The following is a 25,865-nucleotide window of genomic DNA, read 5'->3' on the forward strand; positions in this document are numbered from 1 at the left end:
GTGAGTCCGGTACGTGCCGCCAGGTCGGCCTGGGTGGCGCTGTGGGTCGTCCTGGTCGGTGGCTACTGCGCGATCCTCAACATCACGGTCATCAGTGTGGCGTTGCCGGACATCGCGGCAGACCTGGACGCCACGGGCGGGGGTGTCGACGTCGACTGGGTCGCGACGGTGTATCTCGTCGGCGTCGTTTTCGCACTGCCGGCCACGGGGTGGGTGGCCGACCGTTTCGGCCGGCGGAAGACGTACCTGGCCTGCGTCGCGGCCTTCGGTGCCGGCTCGGTCCTCTGCGTGTCGGCACCCGACATGCCGCTCCTGGTCGCGGGCCGTTTCGTTCAGGGCGTGGGCGGTGGAGCGTTGATCCCCGTCGGCATGACGATCGTCCTGGAGGCGTTTCCGCCGAACAAGCGGGGCACCGCGATGGGTATCTGGGGTGTCGGCATCGCGGGGGCGCCGGCCGCGGGGCCCGCGGTGGGCGGCTGGCTGGTCACCGCCATCGGCTGGCGGTCGATCTTCGTGGTCTTCGTGGTGCTGGCGGTCCTGGCGTTCGTCCTCGCCCTGGTGCTGCTGTCGAAGTCCGGCTATCGGCAGCAGCGCCGATTCGACGCGCTCGGCTGGTGTCTGGCCTCCGCGGTCACGGTCCTTGCCGTGCTCGCGATCCGGCAGGCCCCCGCGCTGGGCGGCACGTCCCCGGTTCTCTGGGCCCTTGTCGCGGCTGTGGTCGTGTTTTCCCTGTGGCTCGTGGTGCGGTCGTTCAAGGTCAGCGATCCGCTCATCGACTTCCGGATGTTCGGCAACCGGACCTTCAACCTCACAGTGCTGGTGACCGCGTTCATCAACGTGGCGCAGTACGCCCGTCTGAACTTTCTGGCCGTGGAGCTGCAGACGGTACGCGGCTTCGACGCGCAGTACGTCGGACTGCTCCTCGCTCCGTCGGCCATAGGCGTGGCGGTGACCGGTCCGCTCGGAGGATGGCTGACCGACCGGGTGGGTGCGCGAACCCCGGTGGTCTGCGGACTCGTTGCCGTCGTCAGCAGTATGTGGATGCTCGCGACCCTTCGCGTCGACACCCCGTCGCTTCAGATCGCCGTCATCCTGGTGCTCCAGGGCTGCGGCATCGGGCTGGCCAACATGCCGGTCAGTGTGGCTTCGATGAACAGCCTTCCCCAGCGGTACGTCGCCCAGGGCAGCGCCGTCTCCAACCTCACCGGCCAGTTCGCGGCCACGGCGGGCGTGGCCGTCTTCGGTGCGCTGCTGGTGGCCCAGGTGGGCAGCGTCACGGCGGAAGACGTCCCGGCCGACGCCGCCCAGGAAGCTTTCAACAACCTCTTCCTGGTGGCCTTCTGGGTCGCTGTCGTCGGACTCGCAGCGGCGACGCTTCTTCCGGGAGCACGGCGATCCGCCGAGATCCATCGGGTCCGTGCCGCCGAGTCGGCGGCCGAGCGTCCCGCACAGTAGTTCCCGAGGGCCGACCGACGCTCCCCGGGCACGGACGCGAGGAAGGCGACCCAGGGCCCGACAGCCGAACGCGGTGCCGGTCGATGAAGACCGGCACCGCGTCAGCGGCGGCAGGCGTCAGGGTCGGCTGGGTGCCAGGACCAGCGACGCCGCGGTCGAGAACATACCGCCGACGCCATGGGCGAAGCTCAGTTCGACGTCGGGAACGGGCACGGCCGCGGTGCCACGCACCTGCCGTACCGCTTCCTGGATGGCGAACATCCCGTACATGCCGGTGTGCGTGTACGAAAGGCCGCCGCCGTTGGTGTTCATGGGCAGGCGGCCGCCCGGTTCGGTGTTGCCCTCGGCTACGAACGCGGCTGCCTCGCCGGGTTTGACGAAGCCCAGGTCCTGCAGTCCGTACAGGGGGACGTGGGCGAACGCGTCGTAGACCATCAGGTGGTCGATGTCGGCCGGTCCGACGCCGGCCTCGCGGAAGGCGTCGGCGCTCGCGTCGCGGAAGGCCCGCGACGAGGTGAAGTCCTCCATCTGCGACACGGCCGAGTGCGCACTGCTCTCGCCGGTGCCGAGGATGTACACCGGCCGTGACTTGAGGTCGGCGGCTCGCTCGGCGGAGGTCACGATGAGGGCGCCGCCGCCGTCCGTCACCACGCAGCACTCGGCCTGGTGGAAGGGGTACGCGATCATCTTCGAGGCGAGGACGTCCTCGACGGTGATGAGGTCCCGGCGGAACGCCCGCTCGTTGGGATGGGCCCACTTGCGCTGCGCGACCGCGACAGAGGCCAACTGCTCGTCGGTGACACCGAACTCCTTCATGAACCGCAGCGCGGGCACGGTGAACATCGTGACGAAGCCGGCGGTCCCGTACGGCATTTCGAACTGCCCCAGCGAGCTGCTGGCGGCGAACTGCAGACGCCCCTCTCCCACCCGGGACCGGCCGGACTCGCCGTGTGTGATCAGCACGGCCGAGGCCATGCCCGCGGTGATGGCGGCGGCGGCGTGGCGGACGTGCAGGAAGTAGGAGCATCCGCCGACGCTGGTGGTGTCGACCCAGCGGGTGCGGATCCCGAGTGCGTCGGCGACCTCGCCGGCGTGGAATCCGGTGCTGGCCACCCCGTCGATGTCCGCCGGGGTCAGTCCGGCGTCGTGCAGGGCGTTGCGCGCCGACTCGAGGTTGAGGTGGAGGGCGGAGTGCTCCGGCAGGACGCCGAGGCGGTCGCTTTCCGCGGCTCCCACGATCGCGATCGAACCGGGCTTCATGCGGCCACCTCCGCCGGCGCGAACACGGGTACGGCAATTCCGTCGCGTTCCTGGAACCTGACCTTGAGCGGCATGTCCAGGACCAGGTTCTCGGGTGTGTTCTCGATGCCGACGATGTTCGTCATCATCCGGGGGCCCTCGGCGAGTTCGACGACGGCGATCGCGTAGGGCGCGTCGTCCTGGAAACCCGGTGCCGGACGGTGGTTGATGTTGTACGAGTACAGCGTGGCGTCGCCGGACACGGTGACCCACTCCACCTCTCCGTCGAAGACGTAGGGCGAACAGGGCCGGGGGTAGAAGAAGAATTTGCCGGTGGTGACGCAGCGTTGGATGCGCAGTTCGCCCCGTGCGGCGGCGTCCCAGAACGGCTGGGTCTCGGGCGTGGGTTCGGGCAGGGCCTTGCGCAGGGGTTTGGGCATGATGTCCTCTGGGTCGGTCAGCGGTAGAGAGGGCTGAACTGGAGGTCGAGCGGTTCACCGGTGACGACGACGCCCTCGCCGGCCAACGCGCGGATCCTGTCGGGGGCGTAGCCGATCTCGGTGAGCAGCTCATGTGTGTGCTCGCCCAGGCCCGGGGCGTCGGGGTGCGGGCTCTGGGGGGTGCGGGAGAATCCCGCGAACCGGCCGGGCTGGGTGTAGACCGTCCCCGACACGCTGACGGCACGCCGCATCAGACCGTGCTCGTGAAGGTAGGGATCGGCGCTCACTTCGCCGGCCGTGCGTACCTTCACCGCCGCGATGTGGTGCGACGCGCACCAGGCGAGCGCCTCGTCGGTCGTCCGGCCGGCCAGCGAGGAGGCGAGCGTCGCGGGGGCGATGTCGACGGTGCCGGGATCGGCCTGGACGCGGACGAAGCCGTCGCTGGTCGGATGGATGCGGTTCGTCTCGTCCGGCCCGGTGAAGTCGTCGCCGCCCGTGGCGGGCGCGGGCCGGCCCGCGTAGTCGGTCAGCGCGGTCAGCTGCAGGAAGACGGACGTCGCGGCCAGTGACGTCGACAACTGGCGCACCACGCCGAACCGGGCCCGGTCGAGCAGGCCCAGCACCGCGGTGAACGCCCCCACCACGGCGGTTGTGTGGTCGTTGACGGGCAGGGACAGGACAACCGGCTCGCCGGTGCCGCCCTGCGCGGTCATGATTCCGCCCGCCGCCTGCAGGACGGTGTCGTAGCCCGGTCGTGGGGCCAGTGGCCCGCTCTCGCCGTAGGCGGTCACGCCGACGCTGATCGCCCTCGGGTTCAGCGAGGCCAACCGGTCGAAGCCGTACCCGAGGCGTTCCATGACGCCGAGCCGGAAGTTGTTCATGACGACATCGCTGCGGCGCACGACGTCGTCGAGCGTGGCGCGGCCCGCGGCCGTGGACAGGTCCACGGCGAGGCTGCGGGTACCGCGGTTGAAGACGAACCCGGTCATCCGCCATGGATCGCCGACCGGCGGCTCCACCTTGACGACGTCGGCGCCCAACTCGGCCAGCAGCGCCGCGGCATAGGGGCCGGCGACGAAAGTGCCGAGCGAGGTGACCCGGACGCCGTCGAGCGGACCGCGTCCGTCCGTGGGCGTCGGCTTCGGCGGTTCGGCGCGGCGCTCCCGCAGTGAGGTGACCGGCACGCCCGGCATCCGCACGCGCCCCAGCTGTGGATGATCGATCTCCCGGACCATGCCCGTGGCCGCCACTTGCGGCCCGGAGAACCACTCCTCCCGGCTCTGCACGATCGTGCAGGGGATGTCGGCCGCTTCCAGGATGGCGATCCAGTCGTCGGCCGGCTTCGACGCGAAGTACTCGGCGAAGTGCGCGCGAACCCAGGCGTGATTGGAGATGTCCCACAGGGCGTCGAGCCGTCCGCGGATGCGGTCGTCGTCCAGGAGGTGGAGCGAACCGGTCGTCTCCAGTGTGGCCCGGGCGAACTTCGGTCCCAGGGCGCCGACGAACACCCACCGGCCGTCCGCGGTCCGGTAACGCGTGTACAGCGGGTTGAGTCCGCCGGGTCCGATCGCGCGGGACTGGTCCGCGGAGCCCTCGTCGCGCCCGTAGAGGTAGCCGAGGAAGATGTTCGCCGCGTGGACCCCGTTCACCTCCACGGTCTGGCCGCGTCCGGAGGTCTCGCGTTCCAGGAGCGCGGCCGTCGCGCACGTCGCCGCCCACACGCCCTGGGCGATGGTGATGTACGGGTACACGTGGTCGACCGGCCGGCCGGAGTACGAGGCCTGGACGGCGGCGAATCCGAAGTAGGCGTGGAGCAGTTCCGCCGACTCCCTACCGCCCGCCCACGGTGTCCCGTCGGGTGTGCAGGGCGGGGTGACGACCACGATCAGGCGGTCATGGGCTTCGGCCGGTACCTGGTCCGGACGGTCCACGAAACAGACGTCGGCGCGGGCGAGCTCATCGGCGGGTGGGGTGCCGTCCGGCGTCAGGTGCCCGACGGTCTTGGCATGGTCGGCGAAGACGAACTCGGGGGGCGGCGTGGCACCGTCGCCGGGCGCCTCGAACCGGACGACGTCGGCGCCGAAGTCCGCCAGTAGTCCGCCGGCGAGGCGGCCGGCCAGCCCGTCGGTGAGGTCGAGAGTGCGGAGTCCTTCGAGCGGCAGCATTGGCGCCCTCCATGGTGACCTTGGGTCGACTGGCGGCCGGGCCGATCGGCGAACGCGACGGCTGTCGCGCGGCTGCGCCAGTTTCTAGAATCGCGCTCTGATACTGGCATGCCCAAGTGGGGCAGTCAACAGGGGTGCATGGGGTCTCTGACCTGCTACGGTCGGACCAGTACTAGAACATCGCTCTAGTGCCGCCAGCTGAGAACACTCGTGAAGGAAGGGGGTGTCCTGCATGCGGCAGAGGTATGCGGGAGTCCGATGAGCAGCTACCGCGTCGAGGGTGACGCCGATCGGTGCATCGCGGCTCAACAGTGCTCGGCGGTGGCGCCGGCGCTGTTCGGTCACGACGAGTACGGCGTCGTCGTGGTCACGGACCAGGAACCGGCCGAAGAGCATCGGGAGTCGGCCGAGTACGCCGCGCGGATCTGCCCGGCCCAGGCGGTCCGGGTGCTTCCGGGATAACGGGCGAACGGGCCTGAAGTGGGCCGGTCGACCCCTGTCGGCCGGCCCACGACGCGGTGGCGGCAGTGCTTGGCGCAACCGGAGCCCGCCACGGTTGACCAGAGTGAGATTCTAGGATTCAATTCTAAAACTGGCGGGTCCCAGTGCGGGGACCAGCGACGAGCCACGCGGCCTGAACATCGGAAGGGGCGGCATGATGGAGACGGTCGTCATCGTGGGTGCCGGTCTGGCCGGTGTCCAAGCCGCGGCCTCGACCCGGGAGCGTGGATACGACGGTCGGCTGGTCGTCGTCGGAGCCGAGCCCCACCCGCCCTACCAACGGCCGCCACTGTCCAAAGAGCACCTCCGCGACGGCCGGGACGACCAACAGCTGGCGCTGCGTCCCCCACGCTTCTACGAAGAGGCGGCCGTCGACATCCGTACGGGAGTGCCGGTGACCGCCATCGACCGGACGGCCGGCGAAGTGCTGCTGGCCGACGGCGAACGGCTGCGCTACGACCGTCTGCTCCTGGCGACGGGTGCCACGCCACGCGAACTTCCGGTCCCCGCCCCGCCGCCGGGCGTCATGACGCTGCGCCACCTCCAGGACGCGAACAGACTGCGGGCCATGGCGGTTGACGCGACCCATGTGGTGGTCGTGGGCGCCGGATTCCTCGGCCTCGAAGTCGCCTCGACGATGCGGGCGCTGGGCAAGCACGTCACCGTGATCGAGGCCGGAGGCCGCGTCCTCGGCCGCAGCGTGTCGAGTGTGGTCGCGGCAGTCCTCGAAGGAGCGCACGAGCGGGACGGCGTGGACATCAGGCTCAACGACTCCGTGCGCTCCTGGGCGACCCGGCGCGGTGGCCACATCGGCGGAGTGGTCATCAGGGGCGGCCAGTTGGTACGCGCGGACCTGGTGGTCGTCGCCGTCGGAGTGCGACCGAACGTCTCGCTGGCGGCGGACGCGGGACTGCCGACGACCGACGGGGTCATCGTCGGGCCGGACCTGGTGACCGTCGATCCGCATATCGCCGCGGCAGGCGACTGCGCGCGCGTCGTCGACCCCGCCATGAGTTCGTCGGTGCGGCTGGAATCCGTACAGAACGCGACCGATCAAGGCCGCACGATCGGCGCCTGGCTCGCGGACGGACAGGCCCGCGACTACGCCGCCGTGCCGTGGTTCTGGAGCGAGCAGGCCGGTCGGCGTCTGACCATCGCCGGGCTGGTCGGCGAGGGCGACGAGGTCGTGACCCGCGGCGATCCGGACGCCGGCCCGTTCACCGCGTTCCACCTGCGTGAGGGGGTTCTTGTCGCTGCCGAATCGATCGACGCGGCCGCCGACCACCTGGCGGCGAGACGCCTGCTGAGTCCTTCCGGCCTTCGCGGCGAACCGATCGACCGCGAACTGCTGGCCGACCCCACCGTCAATCTTCGCAGTTACGCGACGCACCGAGCCGAGGAGACCGTGCGATGACCGCTACCACCCAGTTCACCGATGTCGACGAGATCGACGTCACCGACATCCGCCTCTGGACCAGCGACCCGCATCCGGCACTGCACTACCTGCGCGAACACGACCCGGTCCACTGGCACAAGGCCGACCCGAAGAATCCCTTCGCCCCCCACCCGTTCTGGGTCCTGACACGGCACGAGGACATCGTCCACGTCTCGCGCCACCCGGAGTTGTTCTCCTCGGCCAACGGAATATCGGAGAATGCTATTGAGCTCCCCATGGGTGAGTTCGACACGTTCGCGATGCTCGGCGCCGACGATCCATACCACGCGTGGATGCGAGGGCTGGTGAGCGCCGCGTTCACCGCGAAACTGGTCCGCGAATCCGAGCCCTACATCCGGGCGACCACCGTCGCTGTGCTGGACGAGGTGGCCGGACGTCGCGACCCGTTCAACTTCGTGCACGAGGTCTCGGCGAAAACGCCGATCCGCGTCATCGGCGACATACTCGGCGTCCCCCGGAGCGACCAGCACCTCCTGACGGAGTGGACCGACGCGGTCTCCGATCTCGACGACCTGTCCATCGACTTCGAGAAGGGCACCGGACACTCGGCGAAGGCCACCGCGGCCGTGGCGGAGATGTTCGCCTACCTGGAACGCATGCAGCAGCAGCGGGCCGAGTCGCCCACCGAGGATCTGGTGTCCAAGCTGATGGGCGCCGAGATCGAAGGAGAACGGCTCAACTGGCAGCAGCAGCGGGAGTCGTTCTTCATTCTCGCGACCGCGGGCAACGAAACGACCCGCAACACCACCACCGCCGGCGTCCGGGCTCTGGCCGAACACCCCGACCAGCGACGCGAACTGATCGAGAACCCGAAGCTCATCAGGACAGCCGTCGAGGAGATGCTCCGCTGGGGAACCGTCGTGACTCACTTCCGCAGGACCGCGACCCAGGACACGGTGATCGGTGGCAAGCGCATCGCCAAGGGCGACTGGGTCCTCATTTACTACAGCGCCGCCAACCGTGACCCCAGCGTCTTCCCCGACCCGGACCGGTTCGACATCCACCGCCGGCCGAACGAGCACCTGGCCTTCGGCGGCGGCGGCCCGCACTTCTGCCTCGGCGCCCCGCTGGCGCGCCTGCAGCTGCGGGTCATGTTCGAGGAGCTGCTGCAGCGGTTCCCCGACTACCGCGTCACTGGTGAGGCGGTGTTCAACGAGAGCAACTTCTTCCACGGCATCAAGTACCTGCCCGTCCAGCTCTACGCCGAGTGAGTCCCCCGCGACTCCGACGACCCCTACGAGAGGAAATCCATGTCAAGCAGTTTCGCAGGCCGTGTCATCGTCGTGACCGGATCCGGGCGAGGGCTCGGCCGGGAACACGCGCTCCTGCTCGCCCGCGAGGGAGCGTCCGTCGTCGTGAACGACCTCGACGAGGACGGCAAGGGACCCGCACACGACGTCGTCGACGAGATCAAGGCACTCGGCGGCCAGGCAGTCGCCGACGGCAACTCGGTGACCACCTGGGACTCGGCGGCCCAGATCGTGCAGACCGCGATATCGACCTTCGGCCGGCTCGACGGCGTCGTGTGCAACGCGGGGTTCCTGCGTGACCGCATGCTGGTCAACATGTCCGAGGCCGAGTGGGACGACATCATCAAGGTCCACCAGTACGGCACCTTCTACCTCCTGCGGCACGCGGCCGAGTACTGGCGCGGCCGGCACAAGGCAGGCGAGAAGGTCGACGCCTCCGTGGTCACCACGACCGCGATCTCCGGACTCCACGGCAACGTCGGACAGGTCAACTACGGAGCCGCCAAGGCGGCCATCGCGCTGATGACCATTTCCGCCTCCCGCGAGCTCGACCGGTACGGAGTCCGGGTCAACGCGATCTCGCCGCTGGCCAAAACACGTCTGACCACGGGCAGCCTCAACGGCGGCAACCCCATGGATTCGGCGCCGGACGACGCGCTCGCACCGTCCCATGTCTCGCCCCTCGTCGCGTGGCTGCTCAGCCCGGAGTGCACGTCCAACGCCCAGGTGTACGGGGTGTTCGGACGCCAGATCCACCGTTACACGGGCTGGACGCCGGCCGAGTCCGCCTCCGCCGACGAGAACTGGACCGTCGAATCGGTGGCGGCCGCACTGCGCGGCTGGCCCGACCAGCACGATCCCGGGTTCATCCCCGGCATCCCGCAACCGGCACCGGCGAGCTGACCATGCCGATCAACGACCGGATCGTCGGCCGCGCACTGCGTGCCGTACAGGGAAGTTGGACCGGCCGGGACACCCGTCTCTACGCTCTGGCCGTGGGCGCGGGAGGGGACGATCCCGCGAGAGAACTGCAGTTCACCACGGAGAACACCGCCGGGGTCACCCAGCGGGTACTGCCGACCTTCGGCGTCATCGAGGGCTGCCGGGTCGGCGTCGGCGGCCTCATCGAGGAGCTCGACGGCGTGGACCTCGCGCGGATGCTGCACGGCACCCAACAGGTCGAGCAGCACCGGGAGTTGCCGGCGTCGGCGGAGGTGACCACATCGGGGCGAGTCACCGCGGTCTGGGACAAGGGCAAGGCCGCCGTGGTCGAAACGGAGGCCGTCACCGCCGACGCGGTGACCGGCGAGGCCTACGTCGCCTCCCGCCAGTCCCTGTTCTTCCGTGGCTACGGCGGCTGGGGCGGCGAGCGGGGACCGCGCGGCGGCAGCGCCCCACCCGAGGCCAAGCCGGACCGCACGCTGGAGGTCACCACGCGCCTGGACCAGGCACTGCTGTACCGGCTGACCGGTGATACCAATCCGCTGCATTCCGATCCGGCCTACGCCCGTGCGGCGGGATTCTCCCGGCCGATCCTGCACGGCCTGTGTTCCTACGGGATCGTCGGGCGGCTGCTGCTGAACGAGCTCGCCGACGGTGACCCGGCCGCCTTCCGCAGTCTCCGTGGCCGGTTCTCCGCGCCGACCTACCCCGGCGACGAACTCGTCGTCTCGGTGTGGGGTGACGGTACCGAGCATCCGTTTGTCGTCGACAACCAACGAGGGGAGCGGATTCTGTCCGACGGCCTGTTCGTCACCGGCTGACTTCCCGGGGCGGGAACCCCGCGGGAGTAGAATGCCGTCGATCGGTTCGGCCAGGTGGTGGCAGTCGATCACCACACTGTGAAGGAGGACACGCGTCGCCGTGAGCCCAGCATCGACTTCTCGCGCGTCCGACGGGCTCGCCGACCAGATCGGGGAGCGGAAGGGCGAATGGCGCCGGTCGGCCGGGACGAGGAAGGCCGTGCTCGACGCCGCTCGTCGGCTCTTCAACGAGAAGGGCTACGACGACACGAACATCAATGACATCGTCACCGCGTCCGGGGTCAGCGTCGGCAGCATCTACCACCAGTTCGGCGGCAAGAAAGAGGTCTTCCGCGCGCTCGCCGAGGCGTCGCTCGCCCGGCACCGGGAGGTGTCCGAGCGGGCGACCAAGAAGGCGGTCGGCGCGGGTGAGACGGATCCGCTGCGCATCTACGTCGAAGGCGCCAAGGCCTACCTCCTGGACACCTGGAAGCAGCGCGACATCGACCGCGTAGCCATTCTCCTGGAGGGACCTGCCCCCGAGGTCGCTGTCTCGCGCGAGCAGCGGGCACGCTACCTGCGTGGCTCGCTCGGCATCACCATCGGTGAGCCACCCATGCCCGACGCGACCGGATACGCCCTGTACGGGCTGCTGACCGGGGCCGCGACGCAGCTGATGTCCATCGAGGACCGTCGCACCGCCAACGCGGTCATCAACTACTTCGCCGACCTCATCCTCAAGATGGGCGACGCCGACTAGTCGCCGTCGGGCGCCGACGGCGTCAGAGCACGAATCCACTTCTTCGCAGCATCGGCACTGGCCAAGCGCCGTGCTGCCCGAGATCCAACCCTTCCCCAATAGAGCAACATTCTAGTATTGTGTTCTATGGCTCGTTAGACTCGTTGGGAGACGATGGTGTCTGCTCACATTGGCGTGCCCTCGCACGTCGAAGCCGCGGTAGTTCGCGACCCGGACGACAAGTTCACGCTGGAGAAGCTCGAACTGTCCTCGCTCGGTCCACTCGACGTGCTGGTGAAGATCGCCGGCGCCGGTATGTGCCACACCGATCTGGCGGTCCGCGGGCCCGCCGGCCGACCACTGCGTCCGATCGTGCTGGGACACGAGGGCTCCGGTGTGGTGGCCGCGGTCGGCTCACAGGTCAGCAGGGTAGCTGTCGGAGACTCGGTCGTCCTCAGCTACGACAGCTGCGGTGGCTGCGGCAACTGCCGAAGCGGCAGGCCCTATTTCTGTGCTACCTGGATGGACCGGAACACCGGCCCCGGCCTGTCCCGCGAGCACGCCACACTGTCCGACGCCGAGGGCCGGCCGGTCAACAACACCTTCTTCGGGCAGTCGTCCTTCGCGGACCACTGCGTGGCGAGCCAGAACAACGTCGTCAAGGTCAGCCCGGAACTGCCGCTGGAGATTCTGGGACCGTTGGGCTGCGGGCTCCAGACCGGCGCCGGGGCAATCGTCAACGTCCTCCAAGTGCTCCCGGGGCAGTCGGTCGTGGTCTTCGGTGCGGGCGCGGTCGGGCTCGCCGCGGTGATGGCCGCCCGGATCTGCGGGGCCTCGGCGGTGGTCGCGGTGGACGTGGTCGAGGGGCGCCGGCAGCTGGCTCTGGACGTCGGCGCGACGCACGCCCTCGACGGTGCCGCTCCCGAGCTGCTCGATCAGCTCCAGCGGATCACGTCCGGTGCGGACTGCGCCTTCGACACCACCGGCAGAGCAGCGGTGATCGCCACCGCTGTCGACGCGCTGGCGCAAGGCGGCACATGCGCCCTGGCCGCCCCGGGAGAGGAACTGCGACTCCCCGCCCAGCAGATCGTCTTCGGGCGCCGACTGGTCGGGGTTCTGGAGGGCGACGCCGTCCCTGACGTCTTCATCCCTCAGATGATCGACTGGTGGCAGTCCGGCGTGTTCCCCTTCGACAAGCTGATCGAACGCTTCCCGTTGCGGGAGATCAACGAAGCCGCCGAAGCCTCCACCAGCGGGCGAGTCGTCAAGCCCGTACTCGTTCCCTAGGCCAGGTGCGCCGTGACAGTGATCGAGCGTGACCTGCTCATCGTCGGCGCGGGGCCGGTCGGCCTGTTCGCCGCGTACTACGCCGGTTTCCGCGGGCTCAGCGTCGCGATCGTCGACTCCCTGCCCGAGCCGGGCGGACAGGTCACCGCCCTCTACCCGGAGAAGCCGATCCACGACATCGCCGGCTTCCCGTCGGTGCGGGGACGGACACTCATCAAGAACCTCGTCGAACAAGCCGCCCGCTTCGAGCCGACGTACGTGCTGGCCGAACGCGCGACGGAACTGGCCCACCGGGCCGACGGCACCCTCCGCGTGAGCACGGACGCCGGCACCACGTTCCATACCCGCGCGGCCATCATCACCGCCGGCATAGGGACGTTCACGCCTCGCCCGCTCCCGGCCGGACAGCACCTCGTCGGCCGCGGCGTCTCCTACTTCGTGCCCGACCTCGAACAACACCGGGACCAGCGCGTCGTCGTGGTCGGGGGAGGGGACAGCGCCTGCGACTGGGCCCTCGCCCTCGAACCGATCGCGCGCACCGTGACGCTCGTCCATCGGCGCGCGACCTTTCGAGCCCACGCGCACACCGTCAGCCAACTGGCCCGCTCGACGGTCGACGTCATCCCCGAGGCCCAGGTCACGCAGGTGCACGGGGACAGTCGCGTCGAGAGGGTCACGATCACCGGCCCCGGCTCCACACCGACCGAGAGAGACGCGGACGCCGTGGTCGCCGCCCTGGGCTTCACGGCCAACCTCGGGCCACTGCGCACCTGGGGACTCGAGCTGAGCGACAACCGCTACATACGTGTCCAGGACACCATGCGGACCAATCTGCCGGGCCTGTTCGCGGCCGGTGACATCACCGACTACGGCGGCAAGGTACGCCTGCTCGCCGTCGGCTTCGGCGAGGCGGCGACCGCGGTCAACCACGCGGCGGTCCACGTCAACCCGGAGGAGACCGTCTTCCCGGGACACTCCACCGACATACCGGACGGTTCGGTCAAGGAGGCCACATGACCTATGTGATCGGTCCCGCATGCATCGACGTCATGGACAAGGCATGCACCGAGGAGTGTCCCGTCGACTGCATCTACGAAGGCGAGCGAAAGCTCTACATCAACCCGGCGGAGTGCATCGACTGCGGCGCCTGCAAGCCGGTCTGCCCCGAGGAAGCCATCGACCTGGACCGGCTGCTCACCGGCGACCAACGCGCCTTCACCGCCGACAACGCCCGGTTCTTCAACGAGCCGCTACCGGGTCGCGAGACGGCCGTCGGAACGCCGGGAGGCGCCATCGCCATCGGCCCGATCGGCGTCGACACGGAGCTGGTGGCCGACTACGGACCTCGCTGACCGTACCTACGAACAGGGGCAGACCGTGACCGACTCAGTTATGACCATCAACGGCGAGGCCGTGTCCGGTGACGGCACGTTCGACGTCATCGATCCCGCCACCGGCGCTCCCATGGGGGCAGCGCCTCAGTGTTCGCCGGCTCAGCTCGACCTCGCCATGCAGGCCGCCCAACGCGCCCAGGGGCCCTGGTCGGCGGACCACGAGTCGCGACGCAAGGCCCTGCACGAGGCCGCCGATCTCATGCGGCGCTCCGCACAGGACCTCGGCCCGCTGCTGACCAGGGAGCAGGGGGCGCCGGTCGCGGGGTCCGTCGGACAGATCATGATCTCCGCCGACTGGCTCGACTACTACGCGGACCTGGAACTGCCCGAGAAGACGGTCCGGACGCTCCCGGACCGAACGATCGAGGTGTCCCGCCGCCCGGTCGGTGTGGCCGCGGCGCTCACTCCGTGGAATGCCCCGATCCTGCTCGCGGCGTGGAAGATCGCACCGGCGCTGGCCGCGGGTGCCACCATGGTCCTCAAGCCGTCCCCGTACACGCCCCTCACCACGCTGGTGCTGGGCCAGGTGCTCGCCGCCGCGCTGCCTCCGGGCGTACTCAACGTCGTCAGCGGCCTCGAACCTCTGGGCCGGCAGCTCGTGTCACACCCGATTCCCCGCAAGATCTCCTTCACCGGTTCGATCCCGACCGGCAAGGCCGTCGCCGTCGCCGCCGCCCAGGACCTCAAGCGCGTCACGCTCGAACTCGGCGGCAATGACGCGGCCATCGTTCTCGACGACGCCGACATCGACCGTATCGCCGCGCCGCTGTTCATGTCCGCCTTCGCCAACTCGGGCCAGATCTGTGAAGCGACCAAACGCGTCTACGTTCCCGAGCGCCTGTACGGTCGGCTCCTCGACGCACTGGCCGATCTGGCTCGCTCCACCCCTGTCGGCTCCGGTCTCGACCCCGATGTCAAGTTGGGGCCGTTGACGACCGACTTCCAACGCGACTACGTCGAGGAACTGGTCGAGGACGCGAAAGCCGCGGGTGCGGCCATCGCAGCCGGCGGGCGCCGCCTTCCGGGTGACGGGTACTTCTTCGAGCCGACCGTCATCGGCGACGTCCAGGACGGTACCCGGATCGTCGACGAGGAGCAGTTCGGACCCGCCCTGCCCGTCATCGCCTACAAGGACCTCGACGAGGCGATCGAGCGTGCCAATGCCACGATGTACGGCTTGGCCGGCTCGGTCTGGTCACCTGACGTCGACAGGGCCCGCACCGTCGCGGCTCGTCTCGTGACCGGCCGCGTAAAGATCAACTCGGGTGGCCTGCCGTCCCCGGAAGCGCCGTTCGGCGGTGTCAAATGGAGCGGCGTCGGCGTGGAGAACGGTCCGTGGGGCCTGGAGGAGTACACCGATCTGCACGTCACGGAAGTCGGTGCCGGCCCGCAGTGAGCCAAGCGAAGAAGCAGGTGCTTGCCGCGGTGGGCAAGCAGACGGGCCTCCACCGGCTGCCGCAGCCGCGCCCGGCCACTCCACCTCCGCACGGCCTGGATCTCGCGCAGGGCCTCCGAGGAGAAATTTTCTGTCGAGCAGGCCGGCGGCGGACGTGCCGACGATCTCGTCCGGCGGGTAGCCCAGCACATGGACTTCCGCCTGCCCCGCGCCGAGAGTCGCACTCGCGAGCACGCCATGGCCGTGCGGCGCGTCACCCGTGTCGTCCCACCGCCCGGTACGGCGTCTGCCTGCGGCAACCGGGCGGGTCGCCACCCTCACCACTGCAACTGCTGCCTACCGTCGCGACCCCGGCCCACCACACCGCAGGGCGCCCGGCGCCCAGGTATGTCCGGTGCGGATGATCAGGAAACGAACTCGCGTCACGCGCGGGTCACCCCGTGACCTCAGTCAGAAGCAGCGCGGGCCGAGCGGAGGTCTGCGGCCAGGACGCCGCTGCGTTTGAGCGCGGTGATCACGAGCGTGGTGTCGACGGCTCTCGCTCGGGCCAGCGCCGGGGAGCGCGTGACGAACTCGTGGAGGGCTTGCCTGCTGGGCAGGATGATGTCGGCGATGACCTGGTATTCACCCATGATGGCCGCGGCGTACCGCACGCTGGAGTGGGACAGGAGCGCGTCACCGATCGCGTCGACGTCGCCTGGCGACGCCTTGATCCACATCACGGCTTCGACCGGCAGGCCGAGCTGCTGTGGCTCGACGACAGCCCGGATCGTCAGAGTGCCCGCCCGCCGCAGCGCCTCCACCCGGCGTCGGGTGGTGGCTTCCGACACTCCCACGGTCCGGCCCAGCCGGTCGTAGGACATGCGCCCGTCCGTTGCCAGGGCCCGCACGATGGCGCGGTCGTCGCTGCTCAACGGTGTGGCGGGGTCGTCGGGTGACTGCGGGGGCGGCTGGAATTCCCGTAGGGCGGCGACCTCCTCGGCGGAGATCAGGTCGGGCTGCCACTGGAACCCGGTGCGGAAGTACTTCATGACGGGCAGCGTCGACATGGCCACCAGGCCCGGTGTCCCGGGCAGGTCGTCGTAGAGGAGGGCGGGCAGCGCGCCGGGTGCGGTGCGGATCTCGGTCACGCAGTCCACGGGGCCGGTGAGGGTGTAGGCGAAGGTGGTGTCCGGCCTGCGGGCCAGGGCCGAGGCGGTGATCTTCAGGGTCTGCGGCGTGCTGTGCACGCTGATGATCGAGGCCGCGCCGGGTGTGTGCCATCCGGCGACCACGACAACTCCCGATTCCAGCAGGAGCGTTCCGCGGCGGCTGACCGTGCGCTCCGCCTCGCCGAGCACCTCGGCGATGCGGCGCCATGACGCACGCCCCTCGACCTGTAGGGCACCGACGATACGGCGGTCCAGATCCTCTAGCATCGGCCAATCATATGGCCAGATCCGTCACCTTCAAGGCATCCATTGCCTGATTCCTGCTGAGCGCTGGACTCTGTGTGCCACCCACCCGTCCCCTCAATGGGTGCGACTCAAGAGAGACGCCATGTGCAGCAGAACCACCATGTCGGCGCCTTGCCGCTTCGATCTTCGGAGGACCTCATGACGACGACCGAGGCGAGTACGGCGACATCCTCCAAGCCCACGCGGATCACCCGCATGCAACGGCGGGTCCTGGCCGGCGGCAGCGTCGGCCAGTTCGTCGAGTTCTACGACTTCACGCTCTACGGCCTGTCGGCCGTCACGCTCTCCCAGCTGTTCTTCCCCCGTGACAGTGCCCTCGCCGGCCTGCTCGTCACTTTCGCCACCTTCGGTGTCGCGTTCGCGGTGCGGCCACTCGGCGGGCTGTTCTTCGGTGCCCTGGGTGACAGGATCGGCCGCCGCAAGGTCCTGTACTTCACCCTCCTGTCCATCGGCATTGCCACCGCGGCGATCGGAGCGCTTCCCACGTACGCTTCCATCGGCGCGCTCGCTCCCACCCTCCTGGTGCTGTGCCGACTCGTGCAGGGCTTCTCCGCCGGCGGTGAGTCCGTGGGCGCACCCACCTTCGTGTTCGAGCACGCCCCGGTGCACCGCCGCGGCTACTGGCTGAACATCACCCTCGCCGCCACCGCCCTGCCCTCCGTCGTCGCCGGCACCCTGATCCTGGTCCTCAGCAAGTCGATGAGCGACGAGGCGTTCATGGCGTGGGGGTGGCGCATCCCGTTCCTGCTCGCCCTCCCGGCGGCGTTCTTCGGCCTGTGGATCCGCCTGCGCACCGAGGAGAGCGAGGTCTTCCAGCGGATCAAGGCCGAGACGGCGGGCCGCAAGCGCACCCCGATCCGCCAGGCGTTCCGCCAGAACAAGGTGCGGATGCTTCAGGTCGTCTTCGTGCTCGGCCTGACCGCCATGGGGTTCTACTCGCTGGCCGGCTACTTCGTCACCTACGTCCAGACCGCGGGCGGTCTCAGCCGGGAACAGTCGCTGCTGCTCAACGCGGCGGCCATGACCGCCTACACGGTGCTGCTGCCCATCGGCGGCGTGATCGGCGACAGGGTCGGCCGCAAGCCGATGCTGATCGCCGGCTCGGCCGCGCTGGCCGTGCTCTCCATCCCGTGCTTCATGCTGGTCACCAGCGGATCCTTCCTGCTGGCCGGGCTGGGGCAGCTGCTCTTCGTCGTCCCGTTGTGCGTCTACGGCGGCGGCTGCTACGCGTTCTTCGTGGAGATCTTCGACACGGAGACCCGCTTCACCTCGGCCGCCATCAGCTACAACACCGCCTACGCGGCCTTCGGCGGAACAGCCCCGCTGGTCGGAACCGCCCTCGTGGGCGCCACGGGAGTCGCCGCGTCTCCCGGCTACTACCTGGCAGGGGCCGCCGTCGTCGTGCTCCTGCTGGTGACGCTGACCCGGCTCCCGGAGACCCGCGGCCGGAACGCCTGACCACACCGAATCCCCTGGGGCGCCGTCCCTGTGGCAGCGATCTGCCCGCACCCGGGACGCCGGACATCCATGTCCCGCACAGAGGCCCGTGACCGGGGGCGGGGCCCCAGGGGAGTTCGGCACTCGTCCGACCTGACCTTTCCCCTCGCGGACACCAGCCGTACGGCCGACCGCTCCACCCAGGGCACGGGTGCGTCAGCGGTGTCCGCGAAACCCATCATGCGAAGGAGCGACCGAGCGTGAAGTGCAGCTCAAGGACCGGCATCGAACTCTGGGGGGCCCTGCCGACTCCCTTTCACCCGTCCGGGGAAGTCGATGAATCCGGCCTGCGACGCAATGTGCACCACTGCATCGACGCGGGGCTCGACGGCGTCTACTGCAACGGTCTGATGGGCGAGGGCTGGGCCCTCAGCCACGACGAGCGCAGGCGCATCGTCGAAGTCATCGTCGACGAGGCCGCCGGCCGTCTTCTCGTCACCCCCGTCACCTCGGCGCCCTCGCTCGACGAGACCATCGCCCTCAGTGCCCACGCCCAGCGGGTCGGCGCCGCCTACTCCGTGCTGGAGGTGCCCGCAGCCGCCGATGCGGACCAGGACGTGCTCGATCACTTCGACGCGGTCTTCGCAGCGGTCGACATGCCGTACGTGATCTTCAACCCGGGTAGATCCGGCACACGCGAAAGCACGCTGTCCCTGAAGGCGTTCGCCGCACTGTGCGAGCGTCCGAACGTGAGAATCCTCAAGACAACGGCGGATCCCCACTCCAACAACCAGCTGCGGGACGTCGCGAAAGGAACCGGCGTCCGCGTTTCGGACCCCCTGGAGGAACACTTCTTCGAGAACCTGCTCGAACACGGCCAGGTGCTTCTCTACTGCGACCCGGAAGGCTACCTGTACCAGTCGGCACACCACCGGCCGATCGAGGAGTACATACGCCTCTGCGGCGAGGGCCGCGTCCAGCAGGCGAAGGAGGTCTTCGATTCGCTGTCGGCCGTCCGGCAGGTCTACCGGAAGTGGATCATCGGCCCGCTGGAGAACGGGCACATGCCGAACGCGGCGCTGAAGAAGTGGTGCGAGCTGGTCGGCATGGCCGGCGGATCCGTCAGGCATCCGCTGAAGGAGCTCACCCCCGCCGAGTCCGCCGAGCTGGAGCACGATCTGAAGCAGGCGCTGGAGACCCGCCGTCCGGACTGACCCAGCGCCCACCCCGACACCTGCCTGCCTCCCGCTCACCCCGCTGCCGCCACATCCCAGTACCCCGATGTGACCTGACACGACTCGGCATGCCGTCCTTCACGCCCCTGTGACCTCACGCGGCCCGCCATGCCGTCTTTCCCGCCCCCGTGCCGACCGGCCCGCCACGCTCCGGTACTCGGCAGCCCCACGACCAGCCATCCCCTGCACCAAGGAACCCATGCCATGACCAACCACATCACGCACTGGATAGCCGGCCGGCCCTGGTCCGGCACCGCGGAACGACAGGGTGCCGTCCACGACCCGGCGACCGGCGCGGTGACGGGGCGGGTGGACTACGCGTCGGTCGCCGAGGTCGACCAGGCCGTCAGCGTGGCGAGAGCCGCCTTCACCGGCTGGCGCGGCACATCCCTCGCCAAGCGCACCCAGATCCTGTTCGCCTTCCGCGAGTTGCTGCACGCCCGCCGCGACGAACTGGCCGCGATCATCGTCGCCGAACACGGCAAGGTGCATTCCGACGCCCTCGGCGAAGTGGCGCGCGGCATCGAGGTCGTGGAGTACGCCTGTGGCATCCCGCACCTTCTCAAGGGCGGTTTCACCGAGCAGGCGTCCACCGGAGTCGACGTCTACTCCGTCCGCCAGCCGCTCGGCCCCGTCGCCGTCATCTCGCCCTTCAACTTCCCCGCCATGGTGCCGATGTGGTTCTTCCCCCTCGCCATCGCCGCCGGTGACACCGTCGTCCTCAAACCGTCCGAGAAGGACCCCACGGCCGCGAACTTCCTGGCCGCCCTGTGGAAGGAGGCCGGGCTCCCCGACGGCGTCTTCAACGTCGTGCACGGCGACAAGGCCGCTGTCGACCGGCTCCTGCAGCACCCCGACATCAAGGCGATCTCCTTCGTCGGATCCACGCCTGTCGCCCGTCACGTGTACGAGACCGGCACCCGGTACGGCAAGCGGGTCCAGGCTCTCGGTGGCGCCAAGAACCACATGCTGGTGCTGCCCGACGCCAACCTCGACGTCGCCGCCGATGCCGCTGTCAACGCCGGTTTCGGTGCTGCGGGCGAGCGCTGCATGGCCGTCTCCGTCCTGGTGGCCGTCGACCCGGTCGGCGACGAACTGCTCGAGAAGATCAAGGACCGGATGGCCCGTCTGACGGTCGGCCCCGGGCGCCTGCCGAACTCCGAGATGGGTCCGCTGATCACCGGCGCTCACCGCGACAAGGTCACCTCCTACCTCGACGCGGGCCTCGCGGACGGTGCCACTCTCGCCGTCGACGGACGCGAGCACCCCGTCACCGGCGGCGACACCGCTGACGGCTTCTGGCTCGGCCCCACCCTCTTCGACAACGTCAAGCCCGGTATGTCCGTCTACGACGACGAGATCTTCGGCCCGGTCCTGTCCGTCGTCCGTGTCGCCTCGTACGACGAGGGCCTGGAACTCGTCAACGCCAACCCCTACGGCAACGGCACCGCCGTCTTCACCAACAGCGGCCCTGCCGCCCGCCGCTTCCAGAACGAGGTGGAAGTCGGCATGGTCGGCATCAACGTACCGATCCCGGTTCCGGTCGCCTACCACTCCTTCGGCGGGTGGAAGGCATCCCTTTTCGGCGACACCCATGCCTACGGCGAGGAAGGCGTGAAGTTCTTCACCCGCAGCAAGGCCGTCACCCAGCGATGGCCCGGCCCGACCCATGACGGCATCGACCTCGGTTTCCCCACCAACGCCTGACGGCCGACAAGAGAGCCGCAGACGGTCTGCGGCGGCACAACGGCGCACACGTCGCCCAACGTGATCGGGACACCCCCGGAAGTTGCTGTCCGTGCGCCTGGTTCAGGTGACCGGTTCCGACCGGTCCACTCGACGGCCCGCCCGGTACACCGCTCGGACGTCCCGTATCGCGGTGATGTCGTGCGCCGGGTTGCCGCCGACGGCGAGCAGGTCGGCGTCGTACCCGGGCGCGAGCCGACCCTTGCGGTGCCCCAGCCCGCAGGAGTCGGCCGCCAGTGAGGTCACGGAGACGAGCGCGGCGGTGTTCGTGGTGACCCGCGAGGCGAAGCAGGCGAGGTCCAGGGGCAGGACGTCGTGCGGTTTGAACGGGCCGACCCCGGCGTCGGTGCAGCAGACGACGCGCACGCCACGTGCGTGCATGGCGGCCATGTTGTCCCACATGGCTTCGAGGATCGTCAGCACCTCGGTGGGCATCCCGTCCATCGGTTCGACGACGGTGCAGCCGACGAAGACGCCCGCCTCGGCCATGGCGTCGATGGTTCCCGGATCGGGGCGCACCCCGGAGCCGGTGATGAAGGTGCAGTGTTCGATCCCGTCCACGCCGGCCGTGACCGCGTCGGTGATTCCCGCCGTGCCGTGGGCGTGCGCCGTGACGCGCAGGCCGAGTTCGTGCGCGGTACGGGTGATCGCCCGCAGTTCGGCCAGGGTGTACTGCGCGCTGCCGGGGTCCGAGCCGGCCGTGGTCATGCCGCCGGTGGCCATCACCTTGATGAGATCGACTCCGTGCCGGGCCCGTTCCGCCACCGCGCGGGCGGCCTGCTCGGCGCCGTCCGCCTCGCCGCCGAGATACCAGCAGTGCCCGCCGGTGCAGTCAGTGGGGCTGGTTGGATGCGGCCATGTCTGATGCTTCGCATGTTGAGGGGGCCGGGGCAGCGCCTGCTGAGGCTGGGGATGCGGCTTCGGGGCCCGTGGCGCGGTTGCCGGGGGCGGTGCATCGGGCGTCGGCGCATCTGCACCGGGACGCGACGGTGGGGGTGCGGCGGCAGATGCTGGCCTTGGACGCTGCCCGGTTCGGGGATCGGGAGCTGTCAGCGCGGGTCAACGCCGTACCGGTGGAGGGAGTCTCGACTGGGCCGCTGGGGGAGCCTTGCTCGAGTGCGGATCCTCATCAGGCTTCTGAGGATCAAGCCCCAGATACTCGCACGCGGCAGCGAGCTCATACGCCTTCACCTGCCACAGTGCCCCGGCGATGGCCTCTCGAAATGCATGCGGAGTTACCGAAGGCGGCGAGGTCATCGGACCATGATGGCCGCTCGACACCCCCTGGAAAGACGGCGAATCTCGGACCCGCCGAAGTTCACAAGTAAGGTCAGAACAGCGGAAGTTGCCCTACCAGTCTGGTTGGCAGGGGCCCACCGGGTCATAACGACTCGTTGCCAAGGCCGGGGGGAGTGGGGATGGCGGCAGGGCGGCGGCGCTCGTTGCGCGTCGGCCGGTGCCGCCGCGCTGCGCCGCCGTTTCATTCAGGACTTCGGGCAGCACCCGTGAAGGTGAGGTAATCGAACGAGGACGCCGACGCCCATGTCGTCACGGCTCGCTGAGGGCGCGAGCCCGACGGCCGGGCGGATGGCTCGGGTCAGGCGTTCTGCTTCTGCGGGTGCAGGTCGAGTGTGATGTGCGGGTCGAGCGCGTGCAGGAAGTCGGGGGCGTCAAAGATCTCGCCGGCGGAGACGACGCCCACGGTCTTGGTGCGGCCGGTCAGGACGCGCTCGAGGGCCTCGGAGACGAGGGGCGCGGTAACGGCGTAGATGTCCTGGCCGCTGGCCGTGGCCCGGCGTTCGGTTCCGCCGGAGCGGACGACGACGTCGACGAGGAAGGTCTGGTTCGAGCGCCCGCTCCCGTCGGTGGCGGTCGGCGCCGGCGTCTGGGGAGCGGCGACGTCTCGGGCCGCCTCGGCGGTCATGTAGGTGGTCACGTCGGGGATGGAGAGGTGCTGGGGGACGGTGACGACGTCCGCCATCGTAAACTCCCCGATGACCGGCCGGGATCCCATCGGTTCCGGGAAGGTCCACTCCAGGGTGGGCGCGGCGTCGGTGCGGTGCTCCCACTGTCCGCCGCTGTAGCGCAGGCGGTGGTTGCCACGTCGCTCGCGGGAGACCGCGCCCGAGAGCCGGGTACCGGCGGTGGGGTGCCAGTTGCTGAGCGCATAGGCGATGTGTGCCTCGTCGGCCGCGGTCCAGTCGCCCATCGCCGCGGTGGCCAGTAGGTCGCCGAGGCCGCCGAAGAAGGCCATGGCCGGGACGATCACCGCTCCCGCGTCCCGGGCCCGCTCGCGGTAGTGGGCGAAGGTGTCGAGGTTGGCCTCAAGCTCGGCGGCCACGTCCAGGTAGGGGATCTTCGCGCGGAGCGCTGCCTCGATCACGGGGCCGGTGGTCGAGGCGAAGGGCCCGGCGCAGTTGATGACCGCCGCCGCTCCCGCCAGGGCCCGGTCCAGGGAGGCCGGGTCGTCGACCGACGCCACCCGGGCCTCCAGCCCGTGCTCCTGGGCCAGCTCCTCCAAGGTCTGCGCATTGCGCCCGGACAGCACCGGGACGAACCCACGCGCGGCCAGCTCCGCGACCACGAACCGCCCGGTGTGACCGTATGCGCCGAACACCGTCACCAGCTGACCTGACCCCATGAGGCTACTCCCGTGTACTCGAACGCCCGCAGCGAGGTCCATCCGCTGCGGCCTGACACCCACATCCTGGCCCTCCGGCAGCACCCCGCGCGAGCGTCGGAAACGACATGCCCCGTACAGTTTCGGACATGCCTGCTGTTGCGCTGGCCGTCACCGACGGCATGCTCCACTACGAACTGTCCGTGGCCGTCGAGGTCTTCGGAGCCGACCTGACCCACATCGTGGACCCCTGGTACGACTTCTCCCTCTGCGGAAGCGGTCCGGTGCACGTCGGCCGCTTCCGCCTGGAACCTGACCACGGACTCGACCACCTCGCGCACGCGGACACAGTGATCGTCCCCGGCTGGGCCGACACCGACCGCGACCCGCCCGCCGAGCTGGTTGAGGCGGTGCGTGCGGCCCACGCGGCCGGTGCCCGAGTGGCTTCACTGTGCACGGGCGCCTTTGTCCTGGGCGTGGCAGGACTGCTCGACGGCCGGCGCGCCACCACACACTGGGCCCACACGCGGGAACTGGCCCGGCGCCACCCGGCGGCCACCGTCGATCCGGACGTCCTCTACGTCGACAACGGCGACGTCCTCACCTCCGCGGGCAAGGCCGCCGCCATGGACCTGTGCCTGCACCTGGTCCGCCTCGACCACGGCTCGGCCAACGCCAACAAGATCGCCCGACGCCTGGTCATCCCACCCCACCGCGACGGCGGCCAGGCCCAGTTCATAGCCACCCCCCTCCCCGCCCCAGGCAACCACCCCCTGGGCGAGCTCTTCCCCTGGGCGCTCGAGCGGCTGGACCAGCCCCTGACCGTGGAGGACCTGGCCCGCCAGGCCCGCATGAGCTCACGCCACCTCGGCCGCCACTTCAAGCACCTCACCGGCACCACGCCACTGCAATGGCTCCACACCCAGCGCATTCGCCACGCCCAGGAACTACTGGAGACCACCGACGCCACCGTGGACACCATCGCCGCGACCACCGGCATGGGCACCGCCACCACCCTGCGCCGCCACTTCCACCGCAGCGTCGGCGTCCCGCCCGACACCTACCGCCGCACCTTCCGTCCCCAACTGAAGGAGTAGTTCCAAGGCCCCGGCGGCCAATCGAACAGCGCCAATGCACGGTGCCGTCCGAAGTGGTGAACCCAGCACCGTGACGACGTCGGGCAACCGGCCTGCGGCCTCGCTCCGGGGTTGCTCAAGCGTCCTGAAGTCCCCGGCCATCCGGCGGCGACAAGCCGCTGGAGGCACATCTCGTCGATTGCCGGCTTCGGTCATGACCGAAAAGGCGGAGCCCTATGCCACTTCTGGCAGACGGTCGAGGCGATCGCGGTGCACCGTGGTCATTTCGAGACGCTCCGCACCGAGGTTCTCCTCCAGGTGATCGATCCGGGCGGTGCCAGGGATCGGGAGGATGACGGGTGAGTGGCCGAGGAGCCAGGCGAGCGCTACCTGCGTGGGGGTTGCGTCGAGCTCGGTCGCCACAGAGACGACCTCGGCCTTCGCCCCTGACTTGCCCCAGGCGACGGGTCGCCACGGCAGGAACGCGATTCCTGCCGCTTCGCAGGCCGCGAGCACCGGCTCATGCTCGCGGTCGAGCAGGTTGTACCGGTTCTGCACGCTCGCGACGTCGACGATCTCCCGTGCTTGGTTGAGTTCGTCGACGGTGACCTCGGACAGTCCGATCCGGCCGATCTTGCCCTCGGCCTGCAGATCCCGCAGCGTACCGACCTGGTCGGCGAGCGGCGTCTCGGGGTCGATGCGGTGCAGTTGAAGAAGCTCGATCCGCTCAACACGCAGTCGGCGGAGCGCCTGCTCGACCTGCTCCCGCAGCACGACAGGCCGCCCGTCGAGCTTCCACTCGCCTGAGGAGCCCGATCGAGCAACGCCAACCTTGGTGGTGATCAGCAGTCCATCCGGGTAGGGGTGCAGAGCCTCAGCCAGGAGTTCCTCATTGGCTCCCCCGCCATAGAGATACGCGGTGTCGATCAGCGTGACACCCAGCTCGACGGCCCGCCGGGTGACCGCGAGAGAGGTCTCGCGGCCCAGACCCGGTTCCGTCGGCAAGTGCATTGCCCCGAACCCCAACCGCCGTACTTTCAGATCCCCGCCGATACAGAACGCAGTCGATGTCACGTGCTGTCTTCCCCCTCACTCAAGCAGCAACGCTAACAGCGCAGTTGGGCACGGCACGCGTCCACCAGCAAGGATCGGCCACCGATCAGAACAACAGCTACCTGATCGACGACGGACTCGGTTCAGTAACACGCGCTCAGCTTGTCCTACCTTCCA

The 25,865-nt window shown here is 69.4% G+C and carries 22 protein-coding genes; 15 read left to right on the forward strand and 7 right to left on the reverse strand.

Features of this window, described 5'->3' with window-relative positions; genetic code table 11:
- A complete protein-coding gene (locus ABT147_RS33850) occupies positions 1-1,455 on the forward strand; it encodes a DHA2 family efflux MFS transporter permease subunit (RefSeq protein ID WP_351413382.1) in 1,455 nt (484 codons plus the stop codon).
- A 117-nt stretch (positions 1,456-1,572) separates the two neighbouring features.
- Here ABT147_RS33850 and ABT147_RS33855 read toward each other — a convergent pair whose 3' ends face one another.
- Genes ABT147_RS33855 through ABT147_RS33865 form a run of 3 tightly spaced genes read right to left on the reverse strand, consistent with a single transcriptional unit; the run spans position 1,573 to position 5,299 of the window.
- Positions 1,573-2,715 carry a thiolase C-terminal domain-containing protein gene (locus tag ABT147_RS33855; protein WP_351413384.1) on the reverse strand — a complete coding sequence of 381 codons (1,143 nt, stop codon included), beginning with the start codon at positions 2,713-2,715 and terminating at the stop codon, positions 1,573-1,575.
- The gene (locus ABT147_RS33860; protein WP_351413387.1) at positions 2,712-3,134 is read right to left on the reverse strand and encodes a Zn-ribbon domain-containing OB-fold protein; all 423 of its coding nucleotides are present in this window, start codon (positions 3,132-3,134) and stop codon (positions 2,712-2,714) included. The genes ABT147_RS33855 and ABT147_RS33860 overlap by 4 nt, the downstream gene beginning before the upstream one ends.
- A 17-nt stretch (positions 3,135-3,151) precedes the next feature.
- The gene (locus ABT147_RS33865) at positions 3,152-5,299 is read right to left on the reverse strand and encodes a CoA transferase (protein ID WP_351413389.1); all 2,148 of its coding nucleotides are present in this window, start codon (positions 5,297-5,299) and stop codon (positions 3,152-3,154) included.
- Between the two features lie 258 nt (positions 5,300-5,557).
- Here ABT147_RS33865 and ABT147_RS33870 point away from each other — a divergent pair, with 258 nt between their 5' ends.
- From ABT147_RS33870 to ABT147_RS33915, 10 genes are all read left to right on the forward strand, one after another.
- Positions 5,558-5,761: a ferredoxin gene (locus tag ABT147_RS33870; RefSeq protein WP_351413391.1), complete on the forward strand. Its 204-nt coding sequence runs from the start codon at positions 5,558-5,560 to the stop codon at positions 5,759-5,761.
- 193 nt (positions 5,762-5,954) lie between these two features.
- On the forward strand, positions 5,955-7,214 hold the full coding sequence (locus ABT147_RS33875; protein ID WP_351413394.1) for an NAD(P)/FAD-dependent oxidoreductase: 1,260 nt from the start codon (positions 5,955-5,957) through the stop codon (positions 7,212-7,214).
- Complete coding sequence (locus tag ABT147_RS33880) at positions 7,211-8,467, forward strand: cytochrome P450 (RefSeq protein WP_351413396.1); 1,257 nt, start codon at positions 7,211-7,213, stop codon at positions 8,465-8,467. The genes ABT147_RS33875 and ABT147_RS33880 overlap by 4 nt, the downstream gene beginning before the upstream one ends.
- A gap of 39 nt (positions 8,468-8,506) precedes the next feature.
- Positions 8,507-9,409, forward strand: a complete 903-nt coding sequence (locus tag ABT147_RS33885; RefSeq protein WP_351413398.1) for an SDR family NAD(P)-dependent oxidoreductase — start codon at positions 8,507-8,509, stop codon at positions 9,407-9,409.
- Positions 9,410-9,411: 2 nt separating this feature from the next.
- Positions 9,412-10,269: a MaoC/PaaZ C-terminal domain-containing protein gene (locus tag ABT147_RS33890; protein WP_351413400.1), complete on the forward strand. Its 858-nt coding sequence runs from the start codon at positions 9,412-9,414 to the stop codon at positions 10,267-10,269.
- 100 nt (positions 10,270-10,369) lie between these two features.
- A complete protein-coding gene (locus tag ABT147_RS33895; RefSeq protein ID WP_351413402.1) occupies positions 10,370-11,008 on the forward strand; it encodes a TetR/AcrR family transcriptional regulator in 639 nt (212 codons plus the stop codon).
- Positions 11,009-11,182: 174 nt separating this feature from the next.
- Entirely contained in the window at positions 11,183-12,274 is a 1,092-nt protein-coding gene (locus ABT147_RS33900; protein WP_351413404.1) for an NAD(P)-dependent alcohol dehydrogenase, read from the forward strand.
- Between the two features lie 12 nt (positions 12,275-12,286).
- Positions 12,287-13,291 (forward strand): NAD(P)/FAD-dependent oxidoreductase, encoded by a 1,005-nt coding sequence (locus ABT147_RS33905; protein WP_351413406.1) that lies wholly within the window; start codon positions 12,287-12,289, stop codon positions 13,289-13,291.
- A complete protein-coding gene (fdxA, locus tag ABT147_RS33910; RefSeq protein WP_351413409.1) occupies positions 13,288-13,626 on the forward strand; it encodes a ferredoxin in 339 nt (112 codons plus the stop codon). Before ABT147_RS33905 ends, fdxA begins: the two co-directional genes overlap by 4 nt.
- A gap of 25 nt (positions 13,627-13,651) precedes the next feature.
- Complete coding sequence (locus ABT147_RS33915; RefSeq protein ID WP_351413411.1) at positions 13,652-15,064, forward strand: aldehyde dehydrogenase family protein; 1,413 nt, start codon at positions 13,652-13,654, stop codon at positions 15,062-15,064.
- A 446-nt stretch (positions 15,065-15,510) separates the two neighbouring features.
- Here the strand turns inward: ABT147_RS33915 and ABT147_RS33920 are convergent, their stop codons facing one another.
- On the reverse strand, positions 15,511-16,482 hold the full coding sequence (locus ABT147_RS33920) for an Lrp/AsnC family transcriptional regulator (RefSeq protein ID WP_351413413.1): 972 nt from the start codon (positions 16,480-16,482) through the stop codon (positions 15,511-15,513).
- Between the two features lie 177 nt (positions 16,483-16,659).
- Between ABT147_RS33920 and ABT147_RS33925 the strand changes: the two genes are divergently transcribed.
- The 3 genes from ABT147_RS33925 (at position 16,660) to ABT147_RS33935 (ending at position 20,900) form a co-directional block, all read left to right on the forward strand.
- Positions 16,660-17,979, forward strand: coding sequence for an MFS transporter (locus ABT147_RS33925; protein WP_351413415.1), 1,320 nt, complete (start codon positions 16,660-16,662; stop codon positions 17,977-17,979).
- A 239-nt stretch (positions 17,980-18,218) separates the two neighbouring features.
- Positions 18,219-19,172: a dihydrodipicolinate synthase family protein gene (locus tag ABT147_RS33930; RefSeq protein ID WP_351413417.1), complete on the forward strand. Its 954-nt coding sequence runs from the start codon at positions 18,219-18,221 to the stop codon at positions 19,170-19,172.
- 225 nt (positions 19,173-19,397) lie between these two features.
- Positions 19,398-20,900, forward strand: coding sequence for a CoA-acylating methylmalonate-semialdehyde dehydrogenase (locus ABT147_RS33935; protein WP_351413419.1), 1,503 nt, complete (start codon positions 19,398-19,400; stop codon positions 20,898-20,900).
- A gap of 102 nt (positions 20,901-21,002) precedes the next feature.
- Here ABT147_RS33935 and ABT147_RS33940 read toward each other — a convergent pair whose 3' ends face one another.
- Positions 21,003-21,992, reverse strand: a complete 990-nt coding sequence (locus ABT147_RS33940) for an amidohydrolase family protein (RefSeq protein WP_351413483.1) — start codon at positions 21,990-21,992, stop codon at positions 21,003-21,005.
- Between the two features lie 544 nt (positions 21,993-22,536).
- Positions 22,537-23,580: a saccharopine dehydrogenase family protein gene (locus ABT147_RS33945; protein ID WP_351413422.1), complete on the reverse strand. Its 1,044-nt coding sequence runs from the start codon at positions 23,578-23,580 to the stop codon at positions 22,537-22,539.
- Positions 23,581-23,708: 128 nt separating this feature from the next.
- Here ABT147_RS33945 and ABT147_RS33950 point away from each other — a divergent pair, with 128 nt between their 5' ends.
- Positions 23,709-24,656, forward strand: a complete 948-nt coding sequence (locus tag ABT147_RS33950; protein ID WP_351413424.1) for a helix-turn-helix domain-containing protein — start codon at positions 23,709-23,711, stop codon at positions 24,654-24,656.
- A gap of 213 nt (positions 24,657-24,869) precedes the next feature.
- Here ABT147_RS33950 and ABT147_RS33955 read toward each other — a convergent pair whose 3' ends face one another.
- Complete coding sequence (locus tag ABT147_RS33955; RefSeq protein WP_351413426.1) at positions 24,870-25,709, reverse strand: aldo/keto reductase; 840 nt, start codon at positions 25,707-25,709, stop codon at positions 24,870-24,872.
- Positions 25,710-25,865 lie beyond the last annotated feature (156 nt).

It is taken from the genome of Streptomyces sp. NPDC001868, assembly GCF_040297125.1.
Taxonomy (GTDB): Bacteria; Actinomycetota; Actinomycetes; order Streptomycetales; family Streptomycetaceae; genus Streptomyces.

Excerpts from the sequence above, each read along its gene's own strand:
- ABT147_RS33945 (WP_351413422.1), bottom strand. The coding sequence starts at position 23,580 with ATGGGGTCAGGTCAGCTGGTGACGGTGTTCGGCGCATACGGTCACACC.
- ABT147_RS33890 (WP_351413400.1), top strand. The coding sequence starts at position 9,412 with ATGCCGATCAACGACCGGATCGTCGGCCGCGCACTGCGTGCCGTACAG.
- ABT147_RS33855 (WP_351413384.1), bottom strand. The coding sequence starts at position 2,715 with ATGAAGCCCGGTTCGATCGCGATCGTGGGAGCCGCGGAAAGCGACCGC.
- ABT147_RS33870 (WP_351413391.1), top strand. The coding sequence starts at position 5,558 with ATGAGCAGCTACCGCGTCGAGGGTGACGCCGATCGGTGCATCGCGGCT.
- ABT147_RS33880 (WP_351413396.1), top strand. The coding sequence starts at position 7,211 with ATGACCGCTACCACCCAGTTCACCGATGTCGACGAGATCGACGTCACC.
- ABT147_RS33950 (WP_351413424.1), top strand. The coding sequence starts at position 23,709 with ATGCCTGCTGTTGCGCTGGCCGTCACCGACGGCATGCTCCACTACGAA.
- ABT147_RS33860 (WP_351413387.1), bottom strand. The coding sequence starts at position 3,134 with ATGCCCAAACCCCTGCGCAAGGCCCTGCCCGAACCCACGCCCGAGACC.
- ABT147_RS33885 (WP_351413398.1), top strand. The coding sequence starts at position 8,507 with ATGTCAAGCAGTTTCGCAGGCCGTGTCATCGTCGTGACCGGATCCGGG.
- ABT147_RS33935 (WP_351413419.1), top strand. The coding sequence starts at position 19,398 with ATGACCAACCACATCACGCACTGGATAGCCGGCCGGCCCTGGTCCGGC.
- ABT147_RS33875 (WP_351413394.1), top strand. The coding sequence starts at position 5,955 with ATGATGGAGACGGTCGTCATCGTGGGTGCCGGTCTGGCCGGTGTCCAA.
- ABT147_RS33865 (WP_351413389.1), bottom strand. The coding sequence starts at position 5,299 with ATGCTGCCGCTCGAAGGACTCCGCACTCTCGACCTCACCGACGGGCTG.
- ABT147_RS33920 (WP_351413413.1), bottom strand. The coding sequence starts at position 16,482 with ATGCTAGAGGATCTGGACCGCCGTATCGTCGGTGCCCTACAGGTCGAG.
- fdxA (WP_351413409.1), top strand. The coding sequence starts at position 13,288 with ATGACCTATGTGATCGGTCCCGCATGCATCGACGTCATGGACAAGGCA.
- ABT147_RS33925 (WP_351413415.1), top strand. The coding sequence starts at position 16,660 with ATGACGACGACCGAGGCGAGTACGGCGACATCCTCCAAGCCCACGCGG.